Origin of the sequence: Pseudoalteromonas ardens (genome assembly GCF_030125445.1) — a bacterium.
Classification (GTDB): domain Bacteria; phylum Pseudomonadota; class Gammaproteobacteria; order Enterobacterales; family Alteromonadaceae; genus Pseudoalteromonas; species Pseudoalteromonas ardens.
Window position 1 is genome coordinate 496,599 of sequence record NZ_JASJUV010000001.1, and the last position, 20,105, is coordinate 516,703.

10 protein-coding genes are annotated in these 20,105 nt (G+C 42.3%); 7 read left to right on the forward strand and 3 right to left on the reverse strand.

Going from position 1 to position 20,105, the window contains the following annotated elements; all coding sequences use genetic code 11:
- Positions 1-227: 227 nt before the first annotated feature.
- The 5 genes from QNM19_RS01900 (at position 228) to QNM19_RS01920 (ending at position 9,832) form a co-directional block, all read left to right on the forward strand.
- A complete protein-coding gene (locus QNM19_RS01900) occupies positions 228-1,274 on the forward strand; it encodes a hypothetical protein (protein WP_284026241.1) in 1,047 nt (348 codons plus the stop codon).
- Positions 1,275-1,739: 465 nt separating this feature from the next.
- Positions 1,740-4,925: a M43 family zinc metalloprotease gene (locus QNM19_RS01905; RefSeq protein WP_284026242.1), complete on the forward strand. Its 3,186-nt coding sequence runs from the start codon at positions 1,740-1,742 to the stop codon at positions 4,923-4,925.
- 683 nt (positions 4,926-5,608) lie between these two features.
- Positions 5,609-7,402: a S8 family peptidase gene (locus tag QNM19_RS01910; RefSeq protein WP_049863280.1), complete on the forward strand. Its 1,794-nt coding sequence runs from the start codon at positions 5,609-5,611 to the stop codon at positions 7,400-7,402.
- A gap of 249 nt (positions 7,403-7,651) precedes the next feature.
- Positions 7,652-8,500 (forward strand): DUF417 family protein, encoded by an 849-nt coding sequence (locus QNM19_RS01915; RefSeq protein ID WP_049863279.1) that lies wholly within the window; start codon positions 7,652-7,654, stop codon positions 8,498-8,500.
- 123 nt (positions 8,501-8,623) lie between these two features.
- Positions 8,624-9,832 (forward strand): tyrosine-type recombinase/integrase, encoded by a 1,209-nt coding sequence (locus QNM19_RS01920; protein WP_049863278.1) that lies wholly within the window; start codon positions 8,624-8,626, stop codon positions 9,830-9,832.
- 747 nt (positions 9,833-10,579) lie between these two features.
- Here the strand turns inward: QNM19_RS01920 and ydiJ are convergent.
- On the reverse strand, positions 10,580-13,630 hold the full coding sequence (gene ydiJ / locus QNM19_RS01925; protein ID WP_284026243.1) for a D-2-hydroxyglutarate dehydrogenase YdiJ: 3,051 nt from the start codon (positions 13,628-13,630) through the stop codon (positions 10,580-10,582).
- Positions 13,631-13,778: 148 nt separating this feature from the next.
- Between ydiJ and QNM19_RS01930 the strand changes: the two genes are divergently transcribed.
- Positions 13,779-13,985 (forward strand): PGPGW domain-containing protein, encoded by a 207-nt coding sequence (locus QNM19_RS01930; RefSeq protein ID WP_082225323.1) that lies wholly within the window; start codon positions 13,779-13,781, stop codon positions 13,983-13,985.
- A gap of 52 nt (positions 13,986-14,037) precedes the next feature.
- Here QNM19_RS01930 and ppsA read toward each other — a convergent pair whose 3' ends face one another.
- The gene (gene ppsA / locus QNM19_RS01935) at positions 14,038-16,413 is read right to left on the reverse strand and encodes a phosphoenolpyruvate synthase (RefSeq protein WP_049863277.1); all 2,376 of its coding nucleotides are present in this window, start codon (positions 16,411-16,413) and stop codon (positions 14,038-14,040) included.
- Positions 16,414-16,553: 140 nt separating this feature from the next.
- Here ppsA and ppsR point away from each other — a divergent pair, with 140 nt between their 5' ends.
- Complete coding sequence (gene ppsR, locus QNM19_RS01940) at positions 16,554-17,363, forward strand: posphoenolpyruvate synthetase regulatory kinase/phosphorylase PpsR (RefSeq protein ID WP_049863276.1); 810 nt, start codon at positions 16,554-16,556, stop codon at positions 17,361-17,363.
- A 32-nt stretch (positions 17,364-17,395) separates the two neighbouring features.
- Here ppsR and QNM19_RS01945 read toward each other — a convergent pair whose 3' ends face one another.
- A complete protein-coding gene (locus QNM19_RS01945; RefSeq protein WP_010381338.1) occupies positions 17,396-18,751 on the reverse strand; it encodes a class II 3-deoxy-7-phosphoheptulonate synthase in 1,356 nt (451 codons plus the stop codon).
- Between the last annotated feature and the right edge of the window lie 1,354 nt (positions 18,752-20,105).

Below are 20,105 nucleotides of genomic sequence, written 5' to 3' on the forward strand. Positions count from 1 at the left end.
TAAATCCGAGCAAATGCTACGCCGTCTTTTTTTTAGCACGGCCAATACTTTCTATAAGCCCGCAGCCCACTTGCTAACCTCCGAATGACCATAGTTGTGTTTGTAGTGGATGACTGTTTTTATATACAGTGAATTTATCGTTGCTCTGCCTCAATCACTACTATATGCAATAAATCACGGTTAAGGGTATGATATATTTTGGTAAAACCAAGGAATAAGAATATTTTATGGGTGATTTGTATACACATATACTTCTCTACACTCTGTTATCCCCTTTGGGATTAGTTGTCTCCAGCAGTGTTTGGTTCGGTTTGAGAGTTATCCTCAGCATAACTCGGTTCAGTTTGAGTCGAGTAAATCAGTGGGTTAGAAAAGTTTGGAAAGAATACAAGTATCTATCGCTCTATGTATTCTCAATGATAATGATTTTCGGTATCTTTGCTGGATTTTATTTTAATCGTTTTGGTTTTAAACTCGGTGCTAGTCACGATAACTGGGTTGGTACAGTGACATATTTCAATAATTTGCTAACACCACCTCTCCTTGCTATAACTTCAATACTCATATTCTTAACTTGGTTCGATAGTAAAAGGGAGTTTGGTGAGCTATCTAAATACCAAAATCGAGAAGCTTCTTTAAAGCAATTTGCGTCTCATATGCAATCAGTAAAAAATGACATGAATAGCAAAGTGTCGCTAAATCTTGAATTTCATTTTAGAGTCGCACTAGCATCTCTCCTTAAGAAAGATGCAGAGGCAAACTCTGTTCTCTATCGGCTTTTAACTGCAAATAAAAGCCTTGACGTTGTTAAAAAACTCTTAAGTGAAAATGCTCTCAATGGGATACTTACCATAGAGGAGAAGCATATCAAGACCATCGTTAGCCACATAGTGACTTCTGTACTGTTCGAGAGACTCACATATAGAGAGTTCATAGGTTTAACAGAACGCCGGTTCATCGCATCTACTTTTGCTCGCGAGTCATATACGGATGAAGAAGCTTTTAACATGCTTAAAAGCTACTTATGTCAAATGTTAGCAATATCAATGCTACAAGCCCTGACAATTCATAACCCACAGAATGCTATCAGTTTCGAAAATGATTTTGTGAACAGAATTAAGCGTTTGAGTGAAGAAAAAAATATAGAAGACAAAGCACTTGCACAACTATTAGAAACAGAGTTCAAATTCAGTTTTAGCTTTCATGATCGTCAAGGTATGGAGATCCTATTGAAAGTGTTTGACAGCTTGGAGAAAAAAGAAATTGAGCTTTAGTCAGCTTACATTATGGTGAGTTCGTAAAATAAGGTCTCGATGTGTTTCTTGTTTCACTCTATCGCTAGGTTGTCTAGAAAAGCTTGAAATGTTGAACACCTTGAATGTAAAGCGAACCAATCATACGACTCACCAACATAAGCACTAAAAACAACCCATTAGCCCCCTTTAGTGCATACCTACCCTGCCTCACCAAAATAACAATTATGCAAAATGTTAAATTATACTGTATACAATATAATTTCATTCATGTAAGTTAAAAAAGCTTTCATGACGTACAGAAATCCACCAGCTGTTGAAATGTGATAGCCAGGTGACTGATATGAATGCACTTTTAGGTAGTTTAAGAAAAAAACAGAGTACTGAATACGGTAAAAATAATAACACTACAAGTTGCATGGTGACTAAGAGAACACGCATTGAGCATCACCTTGTTAACAAATACATCAACAACAGGAGAATACTATGCCTTTTGCTAAACAGGTATTGGCAAAGACACCGGCCAGAAATAAACTTAGTCATGCTATGTTAATAGCGCTGTCGACGCTGACGTGTGGATCGGCTCTGGCAGGTCAATCTTTAGAGCCAGGCTTGGCTGCATCTAACAACTCGCTGCTTTTAAGTACAACCTCGACCAAAGGTCATACACATGAAGGCCAGATTTGCGGTACGGACCACAATTCACAGGATTGGTCATCTATCCAAAAAGAAAATGTCAGACAGCAGTCGATTAGCTCCAGTTTCGCGACGCAAATTATGTCATCTTTGGCTAATCAGGAAGACTTGGCGGCAGAAAACGGCAATGGTATTCCCGGGCGCTATTACATTCCCGTGGTCGTGCATATCTATGGTGACAGGTATAACTGTGAGTCAGGTACTTATTGTTTAACTGAGCAAAAAGTGATTGATGGACTGAATAAATCCAATCAGGATTTCCTGGGTCTGATCACAGATGACGGTCCTATCGCGCCAGAATTTCAGGCGATACGCGAAAATCTGAATATTGAATTTGTGCTCGCTAAAAAAGATCCAAATGGTCAGCCTACCAATGGTATCGTGCGCCATCCGCAAAAAGCAGGCTACGGTAAAGGTAGCGGTGTTGACGACCAGATTGCCGCCGATGCCTGGGATAACTTTAAGTACATGAATATTTATATTCAGCAAGACTTATATGATGATGGTTCAACCAACAACTCAGGTGTTGCCTGGTACCCTCAGTTAAGCATGTCGCAAAATGGGCTTTCTCGTGTTGTTTATAATGGCGACTATGTTGGCGCAAATACCAATGAAAACTTCCGCTCTGTGCTAACTCACGAGTTTGGCCACTGGCTTAACTTGCCCCATACTTTTGATGGCAATGTATGTACTATCCATTCTGAGGCATTTTGTAACGCGACCGGTGACGGATCATGTGATACACCACAGATGAGCAGCAGCATATTACAAAATAATGCAAAGAACTGCCTGAATCAGCCAACAAATACCGAAAACTTTATGCATTATTCGGATAACTATGCCATGTTCACACAGGATCAAGTGGACAGAATGACCGCTGCACTTCATGGCCCGGCAAGGGCAACGTTGTGGTCTAATGCAAACCTGATTGCAACAGGCCTTGAAGAATATACCAGTAATGCAGACCACCCATGGGATGGTACTTCTGGCGCAGTGTTACCGCCAAAGGGCGATGTTATCCAGTCATTTTCTAATCTGTCCGGTCAAAAAGGCGATGTAGATAATTACGAGATCACGGTTCCGGCAGGCACTCAGGCTGTCGCTTTTTACCTGGACGGTTACGATGAAGATCCGGATATGTATGTCTCCAAAGGTAAAGCACCGGTAAAAAATGGAGATAACTGGGACGCTGATTTTATTTCATTCAGAAGTGCTGGCTCACCTGAGCTGGTTACAATCTCTGCCCCTTCAAGTACAGACTCTTACCATACGGCGATCGATGCATTTAGCGCATACTCCAATGCGACGCTTAGCGTAATTTCTGGTACGGACGACACACTGTGTAATGGGTGTGAGCGTGTGTTTTTGGCTGAAGTAACAGGTCTAAGCTCTGCTAAAGGCGCGGAACCAAAAACGTATCAATTTGATATTCCTTCAGACGCTGTGCGCACTGTTGCGGTCATGCCGGGTGGCTACCAGGGAGATCCGGATGCATACGTTAGTTTAAATTCTGTGCCGACTGCGGATAATCATGACTGCGGTCCTTTTAGTGCACCCAGGCACAGTGAGTACTGTGAATTTGAGGCAGGTGGCGGTCAGCTGAATATTATGATTGACCCGTTTCTCGAATATAGCGATGCATCATTGGTTGTTTATTATGAGCGAGCAGCAAACTCCGAGTTACCAATCGCCGAAGCAAATGGACCCTACAGTGCCATCATTGGCGAAGCTATTCAATTTAGCGCCTCAGGCTCAAATGATGCGAATGGCAGCATAGTTAGTTATTTATGGGAATTTGGTGACGGTAATACATCGACTTCGCCGAGTCCGTTACACACTTATCAAAACACAGACGTGTATACAGTTAAGTTAACCGTCACAGATAATGACGGAAATACCTCAACGGACACCACCACGGCTGAAGTTAAATCAGAGCGCGTTGCACCTACTGCTCAGGCCAATGGTCCCTACTCTGCTATGAATGGTCAACCTGTTACATTCAGTAGTGCAGGTTCAGAAGATACAGACGGTAATATTGTTAGCTACCTGTGGCAGTTTGGAGATGGTAATTCAAGCAGTGATGCCAATCCAACGCATACCTATGCTCAGGCAGGAAATTATACTGCGACGTTAAAAGTGACAGATAACGATGGACTAAGCCATAGTTCACAAGCTGTAGTCGACATTGCAGGTATCGAATATTGCTCTGCCAGTGGTAATACCCGCTATGAGTGGATTGCAAATGTTCAAAGTGGCACATTTAGTAACCCTTCACAGGCGAACGGATATAGCGATTTTTCAGCACAGACCATCAAACTGACAGAGGGAGACAACCAGTTTACCTTCACACCGGGTGGTAACTACACTGAACACTGGGTGGCCTGGATAGATTTCAACAATAACGGTCAGTTCGAACAATCTGAACAAGTATTAACTGATGTTTCTGGCAAAGGTGAAGTAACAGGAACCATTAATGTTCCCGCAAACATGGTAGGCACAAAAGCGAGGTTACGTATTGCCATGAAGTATAATGGCGCGGCTCAAAGTGCTTGCGGCACTATTGGCGACGGGGAAGTAGAGGATTATACCGTTGAGATAATGCCTAAAGATACGAGTGGCATGGTACCTGATGCATGTTCGACGCAGCAACCGATAAGTGGAGGTCGTCTGGAAGCTGGTAAAGCTGAATGCCTGGGCGGAGATGGCACCGTGTGGTTATCGATAGGCGATGTGTCATCTGCACAAAATGTGGCAATCACAACGGCGCATGGCACGAGTAACTTACATATACTGTATAAAAATGGCGGCTGGCCAAGTGATAATGATAAAGATGCAGAGTCGAACTCAGGTACCACAACTGAGTGTATTCAAATTGCAGCAGGCAGTGAGTACTGGTCTTATCTTAAGATCACCGGTGACACTGCTAATACCAGCATCATAGTCGACTTTGATGCTCAGCAGTGCCGCGGATTATAAAGAGATCTTAATCTTTTTTGATTTTGAGGCGGCATCGAAGCTTGATGCTGCCTTGTTTTAAAAACCATTAAGTAATGGGGCTTAGTGAAAGTGAGCCTTACCCAAGCGCAGTGAAACTTCCCCTCCCCTGATAAGTATCAGTTAATCTTTACCCTGGCTTCTTTAAACAGAGCAAAAATATACGTATATCTATGTATTTAATATAACTCTGTAACTATTTTAGGGGTGCGCATTTTTACAAACTCCTGGTCATTTTATGCTCGGATCTCTGCTTGTTACAGGCGATAACTCGCATCAGTGGGAAGCGCGTGCGACTCAAGATCTTGGTTTATGACAAGAGTGAAATCCGCTTGACTGTGAAATTTGGATCGCTGCTTAAAAAGGCAATCTCACCTGTATCGCGCTGAAACTATCGACATTAAAACGTTTGAAATGCTAATAATATATTACTATTTGTTTACATTCATTTACATGAAGAATATATCATAACCAATCGTCTCTTGGCTGATAAAATATTACAAAACAATGAAATAAGTGAAATAAAGTCATGTCTTATAACTCGAATTGTACTTTATATAGCCAAAAGGAATTTAAAGATGTGGTAACCCTGTGTTTACAGTTGTGAATCTTCTGTACTTAATCCTGGACAGAAGGAACAACAACTAATCTAGGGAAAAACTATTATGACAACTAATAATTTAAAAATTGGAGCCATCGCGCTGGCTGTTTCAGGTATGTTCGCTACAACCCATGCGTTCGCAAACGACGTTGAAACACTCCACTCCGTTGCAAGTATGACGCAACTGAGCCAGAAAATTGAAGGTCAGAATACAGTTGGTACGCAATTTATCATCAAGTATAAAGATAACAGCAACCAACTCATGTCTATTTCTGGTGCGGATATGTCGCCAGCAATGATGAACGCGAGAGCTCAGAGTTTTGTGAAGAATTTTAAAAGTAAAAAGAAAGCTTCACTGCAAACCAAGTATGTTCGTAAGATGGCTTTAAGCAACCACCACGTTATGCGCGTCGATAAGACATTGACAGCGGCAGAAGCACAAAGCCTGATGCAGGAAATGGCATCAACAGGGAATATCGAATATATTGAAATCGATCAAATGCTTCAGCCGTTCGCAACGCCGAACGATCCGCGCTATTCAGATCAATGGCACTACTTCGAATCTGCTGGTGGCATTAATGCACCAGCTGCTTGGGACAAATCAACTGGTAATGGCGTGGTAGTCGCGGTGCTGGATACGGGCTATCGTCCTCACTCTGACCTGAATCCAAATATTCTGCAAGGCTACGACATGATCTCTAATTTGTCTGTGGCAAATGATGGCGGCGGTCGTGATAGTGATGCACGCGATCCTGGTGATGCCGTTTCTGCAAATGAGTGTGGTTATACTCACAGCGCGCGCAGCTCAAGCTGGCATGGCACACACGTAGCAGGCACCGTTGCGGCTGTGTCAAATAACGGTGAAGGTGTTGCCGGCGTAGCATACGATGCAAAAGTAGTACCCGTTCGAGTACTTGGTAAATGTGGCGGTCTGACCTCAGATATTGCTGATGGTATCATCTGGGCATCAGGTGGCTCAGTATCTGGCGTACCGACAAATGCAAACCCGGCGGATGTCATAAACATGAGTTTGGGTGGTCAGGGTTCTTGTAGCTCAACCACACAGAGTGCGATTAATACTGCGCGTGCGAATGGTGCAACTATCGTTATCGCAGCGGGTAACAGCAATGCAAATTCTGCTAACTTCAACCCGGGTAACTGTTCAGGCATTATCAATGTGGCTTCTGTAGGTCGTAATGGCGGTCGTGCTTATTACTCTAACTATGGGTCAAATATCGATGTAGCAGCACCAGGTGGCGCGCAGAGTTTTGCTAATGATCCAGAAGGTATTCTGTCAACTTATAACACCGGCAGCAATACACCTTCCAGTGACAGCTATGCATACTCCCAGGGTACATCCATGGCCGCACCGCATGTTGCTGGTGTCGCCGCGCTTATCAAGCAAGCCAAACCGTCAGCAACGCCGGACGAAGTTGAAAGTATTCTGAAGAGTACGACACGCAGTTTCCCATCTACATGTAGCAGTTGTGGTACGGGTATCATTGATGCTTCTGCAGCCGTAGATGCAGCGCTCAATGGTAGCGGTGGCAATGAACTACAAGATGGCGTTGCGAAAACCAGCCTGAGTGGTGGATCTGGCAGTGAAACTTTCTATACGTTTAACGTAGGTAATGGCGTGAGCAAAGTAACCTTTACCATGAGCGGTGGTTCAGGTGACGCTGATTTGTATGTACGTGCAAACGCGCAACCTACTCGCACGACCTATGATTGTCGCCCTTACAAAAATGGTAATAATGAAGTGTGTACTGTGAATAACCCTTCTGCAGGTACCTATCATATCATGCTGCGCGGCTATTCATCATACAATGGTGTTAGCCTGGAAGCACAAACAAACTAACAGATACCTTACAGCGGTTTGCTTTTAAGCAGGGCAATAAGTTGCCCTGCTTTCTTGTTAAGGTAAGTGTGGGTGAGCTGTTGGTACTCAGACGGTTGCCCGCTTTGTGTTTATGTGAACTCAGAGAGCCAAAAGAATTTCGACTTGTATTTTAGTCATCTCAGTAGTCTAAAAGACAAATTCGAGAGCTCGTGAAATAAATATTGTCTTTACCGGTCTCCTAAGGACAATCAATATTTCAGGAACACTATGTCTCACTCAATTAATTTCAAGCTAATCGCTTTTGTCATTGCGTCCAGTCTGGTTGTGATAGGCAGTTCTTTTATGCTCGGCGGTCATTCTGGATATGTAGAAAAGGCGTTAGGTTTCTATTCGCTCACTGATATTTATTCTTCGTCAAATCTTGGGCTATTTTTAGGCGGTTTGTTTTTAGTCACGGGGATCGCCCTGGCTTCATCGACAATATTGCCTTCTCTTCGCAGACCTCAATTTTTCTTACTCATTATCGTAAGTGTTATTATGCTATTAACCTTATTCGATTCAAGCCGCTGGATAGCTGAACACGGTGGTTTTCCTGTAATCGGATCGGGTCAGGGTATTATTAAGTATTTTGCGCTTTTGCCTTTGGCTTTCTATTTGTGTTTTAGCACACGTATAGATATCCGTGCCCATGCATTAATGAACTATATTCCTGTTGCGATTGTTTTATTCTGGATTGGAGGTATGAAGTTCTTAGAGCTTGAAGCAAAAGCAATCGTGCCCCTGGTCGAAACTTCGCCTTTCATGGGCTGGTTATATACTCTGTTTAGTGTACAGCAGGCATCTGATTTAATAGGTATTTATGACCTGGTTTTTGCCATTGTTCTCGGTTTAGGGGTATGGTTTAACAAGCGCGTTGTGATACTCGCTGGTCTGGCCGGGACCGGTGCGGTATTCGTTATGACTCAGACATTCTTGTTTACTGCTGACGGTGGATTTTCCGATGCAACAGTGATTGATGGGCTGGGCTTGTTCATTATCAAAGATTTATGGTTCATCTGTAATCTTTTCATCATTCTCGAGTACGTTAAGCAGTCGGATAGAAAGGTCGCGGTGTAACTGCCCGCGCAGACCTGTCAATGGGTGTGTAATTTTCATTTTAGTGGGATAAGACCGTTGCAATCTCCAAATGCTTAGGTCAGAATAAACTACTGTTTAAATAATCAGTGTTATGCACACCTTATGACGCCTCTCGTTGACACACTCAGACAGCTTAGATATTTAGTTGCGCATCTTGAAGATAATACACTGGCAACTGAGTACCCTGATATTGACCACTTTTTGAAAAATGACGTGTTCGATCCCGAGCGGTGTAAAGGTGATCTAGCATTCCTTTATCAGTTTTTGTACGTATATGGTCGTAAATCAGAAGCCACTTTTAATCGTTTTCGCAATGAGATTGAGCGCTTTTATCTGTGGTCCTGGTGTATTCAACAGACTTCGGTATTCGATTTAAAGCGAGAGCACATTGAGGGCTATGTAGAATTTGTTGTTGAAACAAAAGATGAGTGGGTAGCGGATTCAGTACAATGGCGATTTAAGGATATTGAAGGCTTTAGACGAGTTAATCCAAACTGGCGTCCCTTTGTTTACAAGGCTAATGGGGTTAGTCAGCAAACACTTGCATCTATGTTCACAGCGCTCAATGTGTTTTATAAATTTGCAATTTTGGAAGAGAGAACTTTTACAAATTTCGTTCCTGTCGTTAAAAAGAACTGTCCTTATCTGGTGGTTCAGTCGCAGATTAAGCTGCCTGATACGCTTAGTGATTTACAATGGGAATATGTGTTCGGCGTTACAAAAGATCGTTGCGAAAAGGATCCCAAACTTGAACGTAACCTGTTTACCCTCGCCTGTTTAAAGGGATTATACCTGCGTATATCCGAGCTGTCTGATCGACCGCAATGGGCACCGGTAATGAGTCATTTTTGGCAAGATCAGGACGGGTTTTGGTTTTTACGTATTATGGGAAAAGGCAACAAACTCAGGGATGTTACTTTGAGCGAGGACTTTATTGATTACCTTAAACGTTATCGTCTGAGCCGTGGTTTGAGCTCTCTCCCCCGTGTCGATGAGCCACATCCCATTATTCATAAGCTGAGAGGAAGCGGGGGGATGAATGTCAGACAAATTCGTCGCATCGTTCAGGAGAGCTTTGATCTTGCGATAAAAAAACTAAATGAAGATGGCTTTCAGGAAGAGTCAGAAAATCTACAAGCTGCGACCTCCCATTGGTTAAGGCATACAGGTGCAACTCATGATGCGCAGCACAGACCTTTGAAACACTTGTCTGAAGACTTGGGCCACTCTAAAATCGCTACAACTGACCAGATTTATATCCAAACCAATATCAAAGAGCGAGCTAAGTCGGGTGTAAAGCGCAAACTATAACTGAATCTATCGATGTTTAACGGCAATTCTTTAAGTAAAATGTATTTTAAATAGGTATCTAATTATTCTCATTTTTAAGCTTGCTTTATAATTGAGGGATGTTAATTTTCATATTTTGCTATGATAACGGCGGGCACATGTCAGGATTGATAGTTTTATTAAATATTTTCCATCAGCCTATGTGAACATTATTCTTATTTAATGCTAAAAAATTTTTTTATTTCTTCCATTTAAAACATATGGTTTTTCAGTGATTTTTAATAAAAGTATCTCATTACAATATGAGATTTACTTCACTAAAACTGGATTAAACCTCGGTTTTCCTCAAATTAGAGTTTCAAATAATATGCCCGGTATAAATATTTAAAAAATACCAGAAAGGTTTTTCCAGCATGTTACCCTACCTCCCTCGTATGATTTGGGTCCTACTTTTAGATGGTTTTTGTCTTGAAGGTCGCTACAATAATCACGCCACTTTCGTGTTTAATTTTCTTTCGATTACCTAGCCCCTAACTCACTTGGCAATTTGAACGGAAGTAGAAAAGCGGAATAAAGAACACATCATACTGTATATTGATTCGAATTTAACTCAGCAACTTATAAATTTCGAGAAAATGGTAATCAAAAAGCAAACATCATGCGGTTTTTATATTATGTTAAATAAAGGTGTTGCCGGGTAAGCAAAGGGAATAGATTGAAAGAAAACAGCATAGCAACAGAAGTGAGACTGTTACTATGCTGATAAAGTTAGAGGTTATTAGCGATAAACTCAATCGGATGCATGGGCTTTTGATTTTCGAACCGTTTAACCTGGCAGCGGCAAGAGAACCCGGTTGCCAAAATCGTTTCTGAATTTATCTCTTTCGTATGATGCTGCCAGGACATTTCATACAGGTTTCTTGAGTTTTCCTGATGATCTGTTTCATGTCCATAGGTACCAGCCATACCACAGCAACCTGTTGCTGGAGTATCCAGGTCAATACCCAGGTGGCTGAATATCGTTTTCCAAACATTCTTACTGTCTGGCATCGCGCTGGTTTCAGTACAATGACTTAACAACTTCACTTTGCTCGAGTTAGTTTTTGCTTGTTGGCCTAGTGCACCCCAGTTCTGAGTTGCGAGCCATTCGTGCGCCAGCTGCACTTGAAATGCTAGTTTATCCTTCTCAAGGATCTTAAGATACTCATCCCGATAGCAAAGAACTAACGAAGCATCTAACCCAATCATTGGTCTTCCAAATTCCGCGACGCGAGAAAGAAACTCGTTTGCGGAAGATGCGGTTGACTTGAATTCTTTTAGAAATCCTTTTACGTGTTGCGCTTTACCGTTTGGTACGAAAGGCAAGAGGATCGCTTGTTTGCCAAGTTTACCAACTAACTTAATGAGTGCTTCTACCAGTTCTGCTTCGTAATAGCTGGTAAAAGGGTCTTGCACGATAAACACAATATCGGACATTGCATCTTTTGATAAAGCGGCCAATTTATTTTCATCGTATAACTGTGCGCTTTTTACTCTCGAAGCTAAGGTAGGAACACTTAGCTTAGGCGTATCGACATAACCAATGATCTTTTTCAAAGCCAACTTTACTGGAGGGAAATTGACAAAAAGGTTTGTCGTTCTTGGTAATTTTGCCATCAAAGGTGTGGTTTTTTCAACGTTAGCAACCAAGTGATCTTTGAACGGTCGATTGTATTTGCTGTGGTAAAGGTTCAGAAACCTTGCACGAAAACTAGGCACGTCTACTTTTATTGGGCAGGCAGTTGTGCATGCTTTACAAGCTAAGCACTCATCCATTGACTCTTTTACTTCATGCGAGAAATCATAAAAGCCTTTTTGTTTTTTCTGATTATTACGAAAACGTTCCCACCAGGTTGTATCATTTTCCTTTGTAATTAAGGTATTCTCGACAGCTAGTAGATCAACCCCCTGCTCTTCTTGCAGTCGGAACCATTCACGGATCAGAGACGCTCGACCTTTAGGTGAATGACGACGATCTTTAGTTACTTTATATGATGGACACATTGGCGACGTTTCGTCATAGTTGAAGCAGAGCCCGTTACCATTACAGTTCATCGCATTTTCAAAACTTTCTCTGACTTCGATATTGATAGATTTATCAAACCATGCACGTTTTTGATCGTCTACACTAACTAGGCGTTCGCTACTATCAATAGGCGTACAGATCTTGCCGGGGTTCAGGCGGTTATTTTTGTCGAATGCTGTTTTAATTTTTCTCAGCTCATTAAACAGTGTATCGCCAAAAAACTCCGGGCCGTATTCACTTCTATATCCTTTACCATGTTCACCCCACATAAGCCCGCGATATTTGGCGGTCAGGGCAACTACTTGATCTGAAATTTCTCGAAGTAATTTCTCTTGTTCCGGATCACACATATCCAGAGCCGGACGAACATGGAGTACACCAGCATCAACGTGGCCAAACATACCATAGTGTAAACCCTTGCTATCCAATAGCGCTCGAAATTCCAATATAAAATCAGCGAGGTTTTCTGGTGGTACGGCAGTATCTTCCGCAAACGCCAGCGGCTTTTGTTTACCTTTAGTATTACCAAGTAAACCAACCGCCTTTTTGCGCATCGCGTAAATTTTAAGAATATCGGACTTATCATTGGTGAGCTGATAACCGACAACCCCTGCTTCTTTATTATTAATGAGGAGGTCTAGTTGTTTACACAGTGAAGATACTTTATGTTCGATTTCTTCGGGTGTTTCTCCGTTGAACTCAACCATGTTGAGTCCCTGAACGTCAACACCAGGTACATCGGATATTAAGTCCGATACTGAATGCCAGATGATATCCTGCTTCGCAAGATTAAGGACCTTACTGTCAACAGTTTCAACTGAAGTGGCATTCGCAGCGACCAAAAATGGTGAATTTCTGAGTGCGGACTCGAACGAATCGTATTTAATATTGATAAGTGTTTTAAACGGCTGAATACGAGTTACATTTAACTTGGCTTCAGTGACAATACCAAGTGATCCCTCTGAACCTGTGATCACTCGACTCAGATCGAAGGTTGTCATTTGTTCGTCGAAAACGTTTTCCAGATCGTAGCCGGTTAAAAAGCGATTGAGTCTGGGAAATTTCTCTAGTACGAGGTCTCGATTTTCCTTACAGCTATTTAGAACAGTATTATAGATTTCACCAACCCGATTGGTTTGTTTAGCGAGTATCTGTGCTTTTTCAAGTTCAAGCTTGCTGGTGTTTAGCTCCGTACCGTCGACAAGGATTGTCTTCAGTTCAAGCACGTGATCACTCGTTTTTCCGTAAACAAGCGAACCCTGTCCAGAGGCATCTGTATTTATCATTCCACCTATAGTGGCGCGGTTACTGGTGGATAGATCGGGTGCAAAAAAGAAGCCATATGGTCTTAGAAAATCATTGAGCTGATCTTTGATTACGCCGGTTTGAACTTTTACCCAGCCTTCTTCTTCGTTGATCTCAAGAATCTCGCGCATGTAACGAGATAAATCAACAACGATACCAGGTGTAAGTGACTGGCCATTGGTACCGGTACCACCACCTCGAGGGCCGAAACTTAACGAAAGAAATGGGTCCAGTGATGCAACTTGCATCGCGACCTGTACATCTTTTGAGTTACGAGGATAGATAACAGCCTGGGGAATTTCCTGATAAATGCTGTTATCAGTGGCGGTTACGATCCTGGTTGCGTAACTTGTATCGGTATCTCCGCTAAAGCCCTGGCCTGTGATCTTTTTGATGTAGTCAGTTAGTAATGTATTGGCAGAATCCTGCTGGGTAATTTCGGCAATCATGACGGTAATAAATTATTGCTTTAGTAGCATTGTATCATGTTGAGTGCCATTACAAATCCGGAATTTTTCGTTTTGTTACATTTAGAAAAAGATTGTATTTGGGATATGAAGTACGCTTATAGGTAACTATAAAACCCACGAGGTTGGTATGAAAAAGTTACTTTTGAATGTGTTAGCTGCAGTTTGTGCCTTATTAGCTTTACTTTTTATCGTTGTACCAGGCCCTTCCATTGTTTTTTTGTTAGCCGGCCTACTTTGTTTGTCCTTTAATTATTCATGGGCCAGGGGTTACTTGAAAAAAACGCAGACTGGATTTAAGAGAATTTGCATGCAACTTGATAAAAGATTGAGATAATCTGAAAATAAAAAAGGCCTGCAAAAACAGGCCTCTTAACTAGCTAATTCTATTAAGCTTTATTTTGCTCTGCAAGATATAGCCAGGTTTCAAGCACTGTGTCAGGGTTAAGTGATACAGAGTCAATACCCTGGTCGACCAACCAAGCTGCAAAGTCTTCATGATCCGACGGACCCTGGCCACAAATACCAACGTATTTGCCTTTTGCTTTGGCAGTCTGAATAGCCATAGAAAGCAGCTTTTTGATAGCCGGGTTACGCTCGTCGAACAAGTGTGCAATCAGACCTGAATCTCGGTCTAGGCCCAAAGTTAGCTGAGTAAGGTCATTTGAACCGATTGAGAATCCATCAAAATATTCAAGAAATTCTTCAGCCAAAAGTGCATTTGAAGGTAATTCACACATCATGATTACTTTCAGGCCATTTTCGCCACGCTTAAGGCCGTGCTCTTCAAGAAGCTGAATAACCTGAGCCGCTTCTTCAAGTGTACGAACGAAAGGAATCATAATCTCGACGTTGTCCAGACCCATTCCGTTGCGAACGCGCTTGATTGCTTCACATTCAAGCGCGAAACATTCACGGAAATCTTCCGAAATGTAGCGTGATGCACCGCGGAAGCCAATCATTGGGTTCTCTTCTTCCGGCTCGTATTGTTGACCGCCAACTAAGTTTGCGTACTCGTTTGACTTGAAGTCAGACATACGAACAATAACTCGTTCTGGCGCAAACGCAGCTCCAAGCGTTGAAATACCTTCAACTAGTTTTGCGATATAGAACTCGACTGGAGACTCATAGCCTGCAATGATATCTTTAATCTCGGCTTGAAGATCTGCCGGCTGCGCATCAAAGTTAATAAGTGCTTTGGGGTGCACACCAATCATACGGTTAATAATGAATTCTAGACGAGCAAGACCAATACCTGCATGCGGCAGTTTAGCGAAGTCGAATGCGCGGTCTGGGTTGCCCACGTTCATCATTATCTTCATCGGAATTTCAGGCATGGAGTCAATACGTGATGAAATAACTTCAAAGTCTAGTTTACCCTGGTAGATGTAACCTGTATCACCCTCTGCACAGGAAACGGTTACTTCGTCGCCATGTTTGATGGTATCCGTTGCGTTACCACAACCAACTACAGCGGGAATACCCAACTCACGAGCTATAATTGCAGCATGACAAGTACGTCCACCACGATTCGTAACGATCGCAGCAGCGCGCTTCATGATAGGTTCCCAATCAGGGTCTGTCATATCTGTCACAAGGATGTCGCCTTGCTCAACTTTATCCATTTCATCGATAGAGTTAAGTACACGTACTACACCGCTACCAATTTTATGGCCAATTGCGCGACCTTCGCAAACTACGTTTGACTTTTCTTTAAGCTGATAGCGTTCCATAACGTTGGCGTCTTCATTAGAACGCACTGTTTCTGGACGAGCCTGTACAATATAAAGTTTGCCATCGTTGCCATCTTTAGCCCATTCAATGTCCATTGGACGGCCGTAGTGCTTTTCGATGATCACAGCTTGCTTGGCAAGTTCTTCTACTTCGCTATCTGTGATGGAGAATCTGTTAGATAGTTCTGGTTCCATATCAACGATCTCAACTTGCTTACCGTGAGATTCATCGTTTGAATACACCATTTGAATTGCTTTGGAACCAATATTACGTCTGACAACCGCTGGTAGGCCTTTAGCCAAGGTTGGCTTATGGACATAAAATTCATCTGGGTTCACAGCACCTTGTACGACCATTTCACCAAGGCCATAGCTGGAAGTGACAAATACCACATCTTCAAAACCTGATTCTGTATCAATGGTGAACATAACACCTGATGATGCCTTGTCAGAACGGACCATGCGTTGGATACCGGCAGAAAGCGCAACGCCGCGGTGGTCGTATCCTTGGTGAACTCGATAAGAAATAGCGCGATCGTTAAACAGTGATGCAAATACGTGTTTGATGGCAACCATCACTGCGTCTATGCCTTTCACGTTCAGGAAAGTTTCTTGCTGTCCGGCAAAAGATGCGTCTGGCATATCTTCTGCGGTGGCTGATGAACGCACTGCGAAGGAGACATCGTTGTTTTCATCACCGTGGAGCGACGCGTAAGCTTCACGAATAGCTTGGTCTAATTCTGGCTGGAATGGTGTGTCGATTACCCATTGTCGGATTTGGGCGCCGACTTTGGCAAGTTCGTTGACGTCGTCAACATCGAGAGTATCTAGAATGGTGTGGATCTTTTCGTTGAGGCCTGATTGCTCAAGGAATTCATTAAAGGCATCTGCCGTTGTCGCGAATCCACCGGGTACTTGTACACCTGCATTGGCAAGGTTAGATATCATTTCACCCAGAGAAGCATTTTTACCACCAACTCTAGGTACGTCTTGCATACCTAATTCTTGATACCAGAGAACGTAGTCTTGCACGGAACTGTCTCCAAAACAAATTGTATTAAATGTGAGAGAAAAATTGACCTTCCTATAGGTCGAAGGCATTCTACAACTTAAAGCATAGCGACGTAAACCGCGACGCGAAAAAATACTAAAAAAGTAATTTAAAGGTTAAAATGAGAACTGCATTTTATATATCAGACGGGACGGCGATTACATCAGAAGTGTTCGGCCATGCTACCCTATCCATGTTTCCTGTGGACTTTAATCATAAAACCATTCCATTTGTTGAAACGGTCGATAAAGCAGAAAAAATCAAAGATTTAATCAATGAGACTGCGGTAACGAGTGGCGAAAAACCGCTGGTATTTTTCACTTTTGTAAATCCCGTTTTGTCAGATATCATTTTGGCATCCGATGGCGTGTGCTATGACTTCCTATCTTATTCTAGTGAAATTGTAAAAAGAGAACTGAAAGTTGCACCTGTTCCAAAAGTACATCGCACACACAGCATTCATGAGGCTACCTATGACTTCAGGATTGATGCAGTCAATTATGCTCTGGCCAATGATGACGGTGCAAATGTTAAGGATTATGAAAAGGCGGATATCATTTTGGTCGGTGTGAGCCGCAGCGGAAAGACTCCAACCAGCCTTTATCTTGCTTTACAGTACGGTATCAAAGCGGCTAATTACCCTATGACAGAAGACGATTTGGAAAAAGGTACCCTGCCTAAATGTCTGACAGCCTTTAAGCACAAGATTTTTGGTTTAACTATCGACCCAGAGCGACTGTCAGCGATTAGACAAGAGCGCATGGCCAATTCACGGTATGCATCCATTAGACAATGCAGAATTGAAGTGCGGGAAGTTGAAATGCTGTTTAAGAAAAACAGGATCCCCTACCTAAATTCAACAAAATTCTCTGTTGAAGAAATTTCTGCAAAGATCATGTCAGAAACAAACCTGGAGAGACGTAAATACTAAGACAAAAGGCCCCGCAGGGCCTTTTTAGTGTTTTAGACTCGATTTCTAGCGTCTTTAAGTAAGTCTGCAACCAGGAAGCCTAGCTCCAGAACTTGATCTGCATTTAAGCGCGGGTCACACTGAGTACGGTAGCGTTGGGCTAAGTCTTCGTCTGAAAGACCGTAAGCACCACCAATACACTCGGTAACGTGTTGACCTGTCATCTCAAGGTGTACACCACCTGGATAAGAGCCCTCTGCTTTGTGTACAGCGAAGAACTGACTGATTTCGCGTAGTATATTATTGAAGCTGCGAGTTTTGTATCCAGTACTGGCTTTTTCTGTATTGCCATGCATCGGATCTGAACTCCAGACGACTTTACGGCCTTCTTCCTGAACTTTTCTGACTAGTGCAGGTAGTTTTTCGGGCAAGATGTCTGCACCCATTCGAGTTATTAAGGTCAATCGACCTGGGATATTCTCAGGGTTGAGCGCGTCGATAAGTTGGATAAGCTCGTCTGGTTTCATACCTGGGCCTACCTTGACACCAATCGGATTCTTAATACCTCTGAAAAACTCGATATGTGCGTGGTCTAGCTGCCTTGTTCTTTCACCAATCCAGACGAAATGCGCTGAACAATCGTACCAATCGCCACTGAGGTGATCACGGCGAGTAAGTGCCTGTTCATATCCTAACAGCAGCGCTTCATGAGACGTATATAGATGTGTTTCTTTGAGGCTTGGCGCAACGGTGGCGTCGATGCCACATACTTCCATAAACTCTAAAGCTTCCTGGATCCGGTTCGCAAGCTGTTGAAACTTTTCTTTCATTGGATTCGCTGCAACGAAGCTCATATTCCAACGGCTAACTTGATGCAGGTCCGCAAGACCACCTTGTGCAAACGCTCGCAACAGGTTCAGTGTAGACGCGCTGTGATGGTATGCAGTCAGCAATCTCTTGGGATCTGGTATACGCGCCTCTTCTGTAAATTCGAAGCTATTGACGATATCACCCCGGTATGACGGTAAAGCAACGCCATTGATAGTCTCAAAATCTGAAGACCTTGGCTTAGCATATTGCCCAGCCATTCTTGCTATTTTGACAACCGGGCATTTTCCGCCATATGTAAGAACGACCGCCATCTGCAAGAGTGTTTTAAATGTGTCTCTGATATTAGTGGCGCTAAAGTCTGCAAAGGATTCCGCACAATCGCCTCCTTGTAGTAAGAATGCTTTACCTTCACATACGTCTGCCAGGCTTTTATAAAGGCTACGTGTTTCCTCAGCAAACACCAAAGGTGGAGCAGCATTAATTTGTTTCTCTACTGACTCTAGCTCAATTTTATCTGGGTATTCAGGCTGCTGAACTATCGGGTGATCTCTCCAGCTATCTGGACTCCAAGGCTTCATATTTTTTCCTCATTCCTCATTAGTTACCTCAAAGGCAAGGTACCTTATAGACGCTGATGCTTCAAGGATCTTTCGAAGAATTTAAAGGATAATTCAAAAAACAAAGAACACATCATACTATAAACAAAAAAAAAAGATACTCAGCAACTGCATATTTAAAAAACAAGTCTCCGGAAAGCTCAGTTTTCCTCTCCTTTGTTCTTAACCTCGGAAATATCCGATACCAAAAATAGAACATTGGAATTATGTTAAATATGCATTACTTTCTGATAGGTCTCCAAGATTAGTAAGCTTTAAAAAAGTAGTGCTATATGATCAATGCTAGAAGCATAGACATCAGACAAGTGACCGAAATTAGAGGCCTTACTGGTCAAATCCAGATAGCTACTGATGACACTGTTATTGTCAGCTTTTTACCTGGTATTCAGACATACAATTTAGTAGCTTCGCTTCAACATACTTCGAAAACCAAGCAGCTGTTTTTATCGATTCTTGGCTGCTTACTCCAGTAAAACCATCAGCTTTAATGGAGCTAATCTCGCTAAACATTGATTCAATCGTTAAGCCACCCGGAACTCCTGAATCCGCGACAGAAATTTTGGGCAACTCAGCGCCTACGATTTGCTACGAGTTTACGTTGTCGACCAGATATTCCCTTCCTCAGTTACGGCATTTATTCGTGCTTACATAGCACGCGCCGTTTTCGAAGGCTCTTAACCGTTACTATCAACTATAATTCAATACCTGTAATTCACAGGACGAAGGTCAGAAGGGAACTGCCAGAGCTTAGAGAATTAATTTTTTCGCCCTTTACAGGAGTGGTGCCGTGTGTTTTGCACTGTTCAATTGCGTCTCAGAAAAAGTTCGGTGTTGCTTATCGCGATGAGAGCTTTGTTATAATAGCGCTAGTTGGTGGTACGCTTGTTTTAAAAGTTCAACCTCGGCTTATGCATTTGAGATCTGATCGTTTAAGGTTAAGTTAGTCTGATGTTCTAAGAAAAAACACCATATAAAGTTAAACAACAACGACGAATACGGTACAACGTTAAAAATTTTAGCTTTGCTTAAATTTGTACCTACGTAACATTTAATGAGAAAGCCTTTTATCAGTATTTTGATTATTATTGAAACTGTTGAAAAATATAGAGAACCCGTAAACTCAGTAATTTCTATATCGTTAAGAATAACTAAACTTAAAATACAGTGCTTTGCTCATTACAATATCTCAATAAAGTTTCTACTTAGATACATCACAATCATATTTTTATGTATCTATATGTCCCCTTACTATAAAACCAGATATATATCTCAAGCTAAGTATCTGCCAATTCATATATTAACCTTACTTCCTGCA

Bases quoted from the DNA above. Each gene is read 5' to 3' on its own strand.
- QNM19_RS01900 (WP_284026241.1), top strand. From the start codon at position 228: ATGGGTGATTTGTATACACATATACTTCTCTACACTCTGTTATCCCCT.
- QNM19_RS01905 (WP_284026242.1), top strand. From the start codon at position 1,740: ATGCCTTTTGCTAAACAGGTATTGGCAAAGACACCGGCCAGAAATAAA.
- QNM19_RS01910 (WP_049863280.1), top strand. From the start codon at position 5,609: ATGACAACTAATAATTTAAAAATTGGAGCCATCGCGCTGGCTGTTTCA.
- QNM19_RS01915 (WP_049863279.1), top strand. From the start codon at position 7,652: ATGTCTCACTCAATTAATTTCAAGCTAATCGCTTTTGTCATTGCGTCC.
- QNM19_RS01920 (WP_049863278.1), top strand. From the start codon at position 8,624: ATGACGCCTCTCGTTGACACACTCAGACAGCTTAGATATTTAGTTGCG.
- ydiJ (WP_284026243.1), bottom strand. From the start codon at position 13,630: ATGATTGCCGAAATTACCCAGCAGGATTCTGCCAATACATTACTAACT.
- QNM19_RS01930 (WP_082225323.1), top strand. From the start codon at position 13,779: ATGAAAAAGTTACTTTTGAATGTGTTAGCTGCAGTTTGTGCCTTATTA.
- ppsR (WP_049863276.1), top strand. From the start codon at position 16,554: ATGAGAACTGCATTTTATATATCAGACGGGACGGCGATTACATCAGAA.
- QNM19_RS01945 (WP_010381338.1), bottom strand. From the start codon at position 18,751: ATGAAGCCTTGGAGTCCAGATAGCTGGAGAGATCACCCGATAGTTCAG.